The sequence below is a fragment of the Streptomyces sp. UH6 genome (genome assembly GCF_013421635.1).
Classification (GTDB): Bacteria; Actinomycetota; Actinomycetes; order Streptomycetales; family Streptomycetaceae; genus Streptomyces; species Streptomyces abyssomicinicus.
The window spans coordinates 1-7,711 of the sequence record NZ_JACADT010000195.1 but is presented as its reverse complement, the minus strand read 5'-3'; the positions used below and the strand labels follow the sequence as shown (position 1 = coordinate 7,711).

Sequence of the window (7,711 nt, the reverse complement as noted above, 5' to 3'; positions counted from 1 at the left end):
AGTCGCCCCAGTCGGCGGGCTGGGGCAGCCAGGGCTCCGAACGCGCCCCGAACCCGTGGGACGGCGCCCCGGCCTCCCAGGGCAGCGGCACCCGGCAGCCGTCCCGGCCGGGGTCCGTGCCGCCGGAGCGGAAGTGCATCGGGTCCTCGATGCGGTCGCGGGGGACGTCGGCCTCGGGCAGGCCCAGCTCCTCGCCCTGGTAGAGGTAGACGGAGCCGGGCAGCGCGAGGGTCAGCAGGGCCGCGGCGCGGGCGCGCCGGGTGCCGAGGGCGAGGTCGGTGGGGGTGCCGAAGCGTTTGGTGGCGAAGTCGAACGCGGTGTCGGCACGGCCGTAGCGGGTGACGGTGCGGGTGACGTCGTGGTTGCACAGCACCCAGGTGGCCGGGGCGCCGACCGGGGCGTGTTCGGCGAGGGTGCCGTCGATGGAGCGGCGCAGCCGGCCCGCGTCCCAGGGGCAGGTGAGGAAGTTGAAGTTGAAGGCGGTGTGCAGCTCGTCGGGGCGCAGGTAGCGCGCGAAGCGTTCGGCGTCGGGCAGCCACACCTCCCCGACGAAGACGCCGCCGTACTCGTCGGCGACGGCGCGCCAGGCGCGGTAGACGTCGTGGAGCGCGTCCTGGTCGATGAAGGGCGGCCGGCCGGCGCCCTCCTCGTAGTCCGGCAGGGCGGGGTCCTTGACGAGCAGCGCCGCGGAGTCGATGCGCACGCCGGCGACGCCGCGCTCGAACCAGAACCGCAGGATGTCCTCGTGCTCCGCGCGCACGGCGGGGTGGTCCCAGTTGAGGTCGGGCTGCTCCGGGGTGAACAGGTGCAGGTACCACTCGCCGTCGGGGACACGGGTCCAGGTGGTTCCGGAGAACTGCGACGGCCAGTCGTTGGGCGGGAGTTCGCCCGCCTCGCCGCGTCCGGGGCGGAAGTGGAACAGCTCCCGTTCCGGGCTGCCCGGGCCCGCCGCCAGGGCGGCCCGGAACCAGGGGTGCTGGTCGGAGACGTGGTTGGGGACGATGTCGACGATCGTGCGGATGCCGAGCGCGCGGGCCTCCGCGATCAGCTTCTCCGCGTCGGCGAGGGTGCCGAAGGCCGGGTCGACGGTGCGGTAGTCGGCCACGTCGTAGCCGCCGTCGACCATCGGCGAGAGGTACCAGGGGGTGAACCAGACGGCGTCGACGCCGAGTTCCGCGAGGTAGGGCAGTCGCGCGCGGACGCCCGCCAGGTCCCCGGTGCCGTCGCCGTCTCCGTCGGCGAAACTGCGCGGGTACACCTGGTAGATGACGGCGTCGCGCCACCAGTCGGCGGTGCGGTGCGGAGTGGGGGCTGCCACGTGACGGTCCTTTCGGGCAGGGTGGATCTTCGCCGCCGGCCCGCAGCAGCGGGCTGGGCACGGACCGGCGGCGAAGGCATGGGCGCGGTGAGGTTCGGGCGCGAGGGGCGGTCAGCCCTTGACGCCGCCGGCGGTGAGGCCGCTCATGATGTTGCGCTGGAAGACCAGGAAGATCAGCAGCGTGGGCACGCAGGCGATGGTCAGCGCCGCGATCAGGACGTTCACCGGCACCCCGGTGGACAGCGAGTAGATGCCGACGTTGAGCGTCTGCATCGCCGGATCGGGCAGGGTGAGCATCGGCCAGAGGAAGTCCTTCCAGACCCCCACGATCGCGAAGATCGAGACCACGCCGAGGATCGGCCGGGAGATGGGCAGCACGACGGACCACAGGACGCGCGTCGGGCTCGCGCCGTCCATCGAGGCGGCGTCGAGGAGTTCCCTCGGGATCGAGTCGAAGAACCGCTTGAGCAGGAAGATGTTGAAGGCGTTGGTCACCGATGGCAGCCAGATCACCCACGGCGTGTTCAGCAGGTTCCGCTCGACGACCGGCACGTCCAGGACCGTCAGGTACTGGGGCACCAGCAGCACGGTCGCCGGGATCATGAGCGTGGCGAGCATCAGGCCGAGGATCGCCTTGCCGAACACCGGGCGCAGTTTGGACAGCGAGTACGCGGCCGCCACGTCGAGGACGAGCTGGAAGGCGAGCGCCCCGAACGCGTAGTAGAGGGTGTTGCCGAGGAGTTGCGCGAGGTCCATGACCTCCCAGGCGCGGCTGTGGTTCTCCGGCGTGAAGCTGTGGGGCACCAGGGTCGGCGGGGTTTGGATCACCTCCTGGGCGTCCTTGAAACCGCCGGCGACCAGCCAGTACAGCGGGCCGAGGAAGACGAGGGTGAAGCCGGCGAGCACCAGGGCGAGGACGATCCGGTAGACAACCTTGCCGCGGGGCCTGGCGAGCTGGGCCGGCGAGATGAGCGTACGCGTGGACATGGTGGTCTCCCGGCCTACTCGTCCTGGGCGCGGCTGAGCCGCACGTACGCCGCCGAGAAACCGGCGAGGAGCACGAGCAGGAGCAGCCCGAGCGCCGCGGCGGCGCCGTAGTCGTTGAAGTTGAAGGCGTACTGGTAGATGAGGTACACGACGGTGGTGGTCGACCCCTCCGGGCCGGCGCCGCCGGTGAGCAGGAACGGCTCGACGAAGACCTGCATCGTCGCGATGACCTGCATGAGCAGCATCAGCGAGAGGACCAGGCGCGTCTGCGGGATCGTCACGTGCCAGATCTTGCGCAGGAGGCCGGCGCCGTCGAGTTCCGCGGCCTCGTAGAGCTCGCCCGGTATCCCCTGGAGCGCGGCGAGGTAGATGAGGGTGGCGCCTCCCATGTTCATCCAGGTGGAGGCGACCACGATGGAGAGCATCGAGAGGTCAGGGTCCTGGAGCCACTGCTGTTCCGGCAGGTGGAGGAGGCGCAGCAGCTCGTTGAGGAGTCCGTAGCCGGGGTCGTACAGGTACTGGAAGAGCAGCACGGAGGCGACCGGAGGCAGCATAACCGGCAGGTAGACCAGCAGCCGGAGATAGCCCTGGCCGTGGTGGAACTCGTTGATGACGACCGCCACGAGGAACGGCACCGCGAATCCGAGGAGCAGCGCCAGCACGGTGAACAGGAGCGTGTTGCGCCAGGCCTGCCAGAAGGCGGGATCGTTGAACACGGTGGCCAGGTTGTCCAGGCCGACCCAGCTGACCTCGCCGTTCTCGGTCGTCTGGAAGGCCAGGAAGAACTCCCTGACCATGGGATACCAGGAGAACACGGCGAAGCAGAGGACCGCGCCGACGAGGAAGGCGTGGGCGGTCAGGTTGCGTCGCAGCGCTCGGGCGAAGCCGCCGCCGGGGGGCACGGGCGCCGCCTCGGGCGGTGTGGACGGGCGGGAGGGTCCCGCCTTGCTCGGGGTGAGGCCGGTGGTGGCCGCCATCGTCGCTCCTCGGTGCTGATCTGCGGTGTCCGGTGTCCGGTGTCCGGTTCGAGGCGCCGGTGGTGCCGGTGGTGCCGGAGGTGCCGGGGGAGGTGCCTGTGCCGTGGCCGGGCCGGGGCGGGCCGCGTGGTCCGCCCCCGGCCCGGCGTGGTCACCGGTGGGCCAGGATCTGGTTGACCTGCGACTCGGCGGTGGCGAGGAGCTTGTCGATGTCGGCGTCCTCGTTGGTGAGGATGCCGGACATCACGTTGTCGAGGACCTTGTAGATCTCCTGCGCCTTCGGCGGCTCGGCCTTGCCGGCGACGGGGTTGTCCATGAAGGTCCGGAAGTTCTCGACCGGCATGGTGGCGTGCTCGGCGCGGGCGGCGTCGTCCTCGGACTTGGACCCGTTCAGCCAGAAGTTGGGCTGCGGGACGCCGACCGGCAGGCCGTCGGCCTTGGTCCGCTCCCACGCGAACTGGCCCTTGCCGACGGTGAGGTTCTTGAAGTTGAGCCAGGCGATCGCGGCCTTGACCTGGTCGGGCGAGATGCCCTTCTTGATCATGTAGCTGTTGCCGCCGGCCAGCGTGGCCTTCCCGCCGGGGATCGGCCCCATGCCGAAGTTCTCGTACTTCGCGCCGAGTTGCTGGACCATGTAGGCGATGTCGTCGGGGGCCGCGAGGAACATCCCGAGCTTGTCGGAGGCGATCTGCTTCTGCAGGTCACCCCACTTCAGCAGCTGGGTCCTGCCCATGCTGTCGTCCTCCCAGCGCATGGCGTGCAGGTTCCGGGCGACCTGCTTGCCGAGGCCGGTGTTGAAGGCCGCCTTCTCGCCGCTCGCGTCGACGACATCGCCGCCGACGCTGTACACCTGGGCGGTGAAGTGCCAGCCGCCGGTGTTGCCCGCGCTGTACTCGCCGAAGCCGGCGATGCCGTCGCCCAGGCCGGCGATCTTCTTCGCGGCGGTCCGGACCTCCTCCCAGGTGCGTGGCGGGCTGTCGGGGTCGAGGCCCGCCCGCTCGAAGAGCTTGCGGTTGACCAGCAGGCCCATCGTGTAGTTGCTGGTGGGCAGCCCGTACAGCTTGCCCTCGTGGCGCAGGGACGCCAGGACGTTCGGATCGATGTCCTTCAGCAGGGGGACGGACCGGTCGTTGACGTAGGCGGTGATGTCCTCGGCGCCGTCGTTGTCCAGGACCTGCGGCAGGTCGGTGAAGTAGGTGTAGAAGACGTCCGGCTGCGACTTCGCCTTGAGCATGGCGGTGAAGCGCGGCGGCTCCAGGCACTGGCCCGGGGTGGAGCGGCCCTGGACGGTGACGTTCGGGTACGTCCTGTTGAACTCCGCGACGTCCTCCTTCCACTGCTTCAGCTCGGCCGCCTTCGCCGCCGGGGGCATGCAGTCGATGGTGATCGTCACCTTCGTCCGCGGATCCAGGGGCGCGGCCGGATCCGACGAGCCGCTTGCGCGGGAATCGGCGTCGTCGTCGCTGCTGCTGGTGCCGCAGGCGGCGAGCACGGTCAGCGTGAGAGCGGACACCAGGGCGACCGCGCCGGCACGGCGGGTACGGCGGAACCGGGCACATCTCATGGGTGGTCCCCTTCGGGCATGAACGTGGAGGTCGCCCCACCACCGGACGGCGGATGCGTTGTGGGGCGCGGCACACTCAACCACCACCGACAAGGGAACGCAAGATGTTGCGTTAGCTTCGTAAATCTCTGACAAGGTCGAGTCGATTAGTTGTGATCCCGCGTCTGCGACGCCTGCGCGGGACGCCCGGGACCGGTGCGGAGCGCGTGCGCGGTGATGCTCCGCTGCTCCGCGGTCATGGCGTCGTCGAAGAGGGCGCAGGCGGCGCGGAAGAGCGCGACGGCGGCCGCGCAGCCCTCCTCGAACGCCTCGCCCCGGGTGGCCAGGGCCGCTTCCTGGTGGCGGCGCCAGTCCTCGCCGAGGCGGTCCGCGAGGAGGTGCCAGAGGTGGTTCTCGGAGGTGAAGAAGGTGCGCGTGCCGGCCGCCACCACCGGAGCCAGGTGGAGGACGAGGACGGAGGCCTGGACGCGGGCGTTGACCCGGTCCCGCCGGGCCACGGCCCGGTGCAGCTTCAGCACCTCCTCCGCGTAGCCGTACACCTGCCCGGCCGCCCAGGTCTCGGGCGAGGGGTCGAGGTCGTCCCAGCTCCAGGCCCGCGCCCGCTCGACGAGCTCCCGCGCCCGGCCGTGCGGGTCGTCCAGGACCAGGGCGTCCCGCCAGGCCGGCACCACCTGGCCGCAGGAGTGGTGGTCCGCCATGCGGGCCCGGTGCTCGTCCGCGGTCGCGAAGCTCCAGGACACCGGACCCAGCTCGGTCAGCCGGAAGAGGTATCCGGGGCCGGCACCCACGCACACGACGTCGATGTCGGACCACGCGGTCGCCTCGCCCCTGACCTGACTGCCCACCAGTACCGCGGCCTCCGGCCGCGGGTCCCAGGCCCGCAGCATCGGCTCCAGCGCGTGCTTCCAGTCGACGACGGTCATCCGTTCCCCCCGGGGGTGAAGGCGTGGCGGCGGGGACCGATCATCGGCCCGCCGGGACGCGCCCGTCCACCGGTCACGGCACCGGAGGGCGGCGTGCCGCGGTCCGGCGGAGGGCACGGCGCGGGTCACAGCACCCGGGTCCGCCGGGGAGGCCGCTCGCGTCCGGTGCCGTGGTGGTGGACCAGCCAGTGGCCGAAGAGCGCCCCGCCGTGGAACACGAACCCGACGCCGATCAGCCAGGACTCCACGACCAGGACGATGCCGACGGCGCCGTAGCTGATCGCGTTGGTCACGATGAGCGGGGTGAAGACGTAGTACGAGAAGGCGCGCAGGCCGATCAGGCCGGCCATGGTGGACAGGGCGCCGGGGAGCAGGCGGCGCCAGGGCACCTGACCTCCCAGCAGGAAGTGCTGCCCCCACCAGAAGAACACGGTGCCGACCGCCGAGCTCAGGGCGATCCGCACCCCGCCGGGGAGGTCGCGGGTGAGGACCTCCTGGTACAGGTAGGCGGTCAGCGCGATCAGCCACACCATCTGCCGCCAGACGCGGTGCCAGGGACCGGAGGGCAGGCCCCAGATCCGCTCGTAGCCGTTCTGCACGCTGCCGCCGAGGGCCACCCCGAACAGGGCCAGGGTGATGCCGCCGAGCACGCTGGTGGAGCCGACGACCTTGGGGGGCGGGCTGAAGATGTCGGTGAGGACCTCCGCCGACCGATGCGGCAGCCCCATCCCGTCGGCGAGCCAGGAGGCGAAGCCGCCCCGTCCCAGCGGGTCGGCGGCGGCCACCACGATCAGCAGCGGGGCGAGGGTGACCAGGGCGAGGGTGGCGAAGCCGAGGGCACGGTGCATCAGCTCCAGGTCGCGGGCCTGACGGATCAGGGCGGTCGCGGCCAGCCGCCGCCACGCGCGGTGCAGCGGCCCCGGCCGGTCCTCGGCGGCCCTGGTGCTTCGACGCCTCATGTCACGACCCTCCGCGACCGGTGGCGCCGCGACAAACCCACCGGGGCAGCCGGGGGACCGGGCGGGGGCACGGTGCCGCTCCCCGGGGAGAAGAGGTCACCCCGGGGAGCGGCCGTCACCTGGTGGCCGCGCGGTGGCGGTACACCACGTAGGGGCGGACCAGGTACCCGACCGGGGCGCTCCAGACGTGGACCAGACGGGTGAAGGGCCAGACGGCGAACAGCAGGCAGGCGGTCAGCGCGTGCAGCTGGAACAGCAGCGGCGCGCCGGCGATCGCCTCGGGCCGGGGCCGGAGGGCGAACAGGCCGCGGAACCAGACGGAGACCGTGCCGCGGTAGTCGTAGCCGCCGCCCAGCACGTTGTGCGCCACCGTCGCGGCGATGCCGAGGAGCACGGTGGCGGCCAGCAGCGGGAAGAGCAGCTTGTCGCTGCGGCTGGTGGTCGGCCGGATCCGCCGGGTCAGCACCCGGCGGGCACAAAGCATGCCGAGTCCCGCCACCATGGCCAGGCCGGCCACCGACCCCGCCCAGACGGCCACGGTGTGGTACGTGTGCTCGTCGACGCCGGCCGCCTCGGTCCACGAGGCGGGGACAGCCAGGCCCACCACGTGACCGGCGATCACCATGAAGGCGCCGACGTGGAACAGCGGGCTGCCCCGGCGCAGCCACCGGTGCTCCAGGAGCTGGCTGGTGTGGGACGTCCAGCCGAACTGGTCGTGGCGGTACCGCCAGACGTGCCCGGCCGCGAACACGGCGAGGCAGACGTAGGGCAGGGCAACCCACAGGAGGAGGTTCGGGGCGCTCATGGGCGGCCTTCCTCGGTCGCAGGAATCAGCGGGAGAACGCGCGAGGGCGGGGCGGGAGACGGCGGGACGAAGGCGCCAGGCGGCGCGAAGACGCCCGGCCCCGGCCCCGGCGCCCCGTACGGGTCGAGGCCGACCTCCTCCCCGGGCGGCCCCTGGGCGACCAGCTCGGCCACCGCCC

7 protein-coding genes and 1 pseudogene are annotated in these 7,711 nt (G+C 71.8%); all 8 read right to left on the bottom strand.

Annotated features, from left to right (window positions below; genetic code table 11):
- A partial coding sequence (locus HW445_RS12535) for a glycoside hydrolase family 13 protein (protein WP_180221108.1) occupies positions 1-1,318 on the bottom strand: 1,318 nt, incomplete at its 3' end.
- 111 nt (positions 1,319-1,429) lie between these two features.
- On the bottom strand, positions 1,430-2,305 hold the full coding sequence (locus tag HW445_RS12530; protein WP_180221107.1) for a carbohydrate ABC transporter permease: 876 nt from the start codon (positions 2,303-2,305) through the stop codon (positions 1,430-1,432).
- A 14-nt stretch (positions 2,306-2,319) separates the two neighbouring features.
- Positions 2,320-3,282: a carbohydrate ABC transporter permease gene (locus tag HW445_RS12525; RefSeq protein ID WP_180221106.1), complete on the bottom strand. Its 963-nt coding sequence runs from the start codon at positions 3,280-3,282 to the stop codon at positions 2,320-2,322.
- Positions 3,283-3,433: 151 nt separating this feature from the next.
- Positions 3,434-4,846, bottom strand: a complete 1,413-nt coding sequence (locus tag HW445_RS12520; protein ID WP_180221105.1) for an extracellular solute-binding protein — start codon at positions 4,844-4,846, stop codon at positions 3,434-3,436.
- 146 nt (positions 4,847-4,992) lie between these two features.
- On the bottom strand, positions 4,993-5,769 hold the full coding sequence (locus HW445_RS12515) for a nucleotidyltransferase domain-containing protein (protein WP_180221104.1): 777 nt from the start codon (positions 5,767-5,769) through the stop codon (positions 4,993-4,995).
- Between the two features lie 125 nt (positions 5,770-5,894).
- A complete protein-coding gene (locus tag HW445_RS12510) occupies positions 5,895-6,728 on the bottom strand; it encodes a ribonuclease BN (protein WP_180221103.1) in 834 nt (277 codons plus the stop codon).
- A gap of 115 nt (positions 6,729-6,843) precedes the next feature.
- A complete protein-coding gene (gene narI, locus HW445_RS12505; protein ID WP_180221102.1) occupies positions 6,844-7,533 on the bottom strand; it encodes a respiratory nitrate reductase subunit gamma in 690 nt (229 codons plus the stop codon).
- A pseudogene (locus tag HW445_RS32785) lies at positions 7,530-7,711 on the bottom strand (nitrate reductase molybdenum cofactor assembly chaperone); the annotation flags it as partial. The pseudogene HW445_RS32785 and the gene narI, both read right to left, overlap by 4 nt.

Excerpts from the sequence above, each read along its gene's own strand:
- HW445_RS12530 (WP_180221107.1), bottom strand. The coding sequence starts at position 2,305 with ATGTCCACGCGTACGCTCATCTCGCCGGCCCAGCTCGCCAGGCCCCGC.
- HW445_RS12525 (WP_180221106.1), bottom strand. The coding sequence starts at position 3,282 with ATGGCGGCCACCACCGGCCTCACCCCGAGCAAGGCGGGACCCTCCCGC.
- HW445_RS12520 (WP_180221105.1), bottom strand. The coding sequence starts at position 4,846 with ATGAGATGTGCCCGGTTCCGCCGTACCCGCCGTGCCGGCGCGGTCGCC.
- HW445_RS12515 (WP_180221104.1), bottom strand. The coding sequence starts at position 5,769 with ATGACCGTCGTCGACTGGAAGCACGCGCTGGAGCCGATGCTGCGGGCC.
- HW445_RS12510 (WP_180221103.1), bottom strand. The coding sequence starts at position 6,728 with ATGAGGCGTCGAAGCACCAGGGCCGCCGAGGACCGGCCGGGGCCGCTG.
- narI (WP_180221102.1), bottom strand. The coding sequence starts at position 7,533 with ATGAGCGCCCCGAACCTCCTCCTGTGGGTTGCCCTGCCCTACGTCTGC.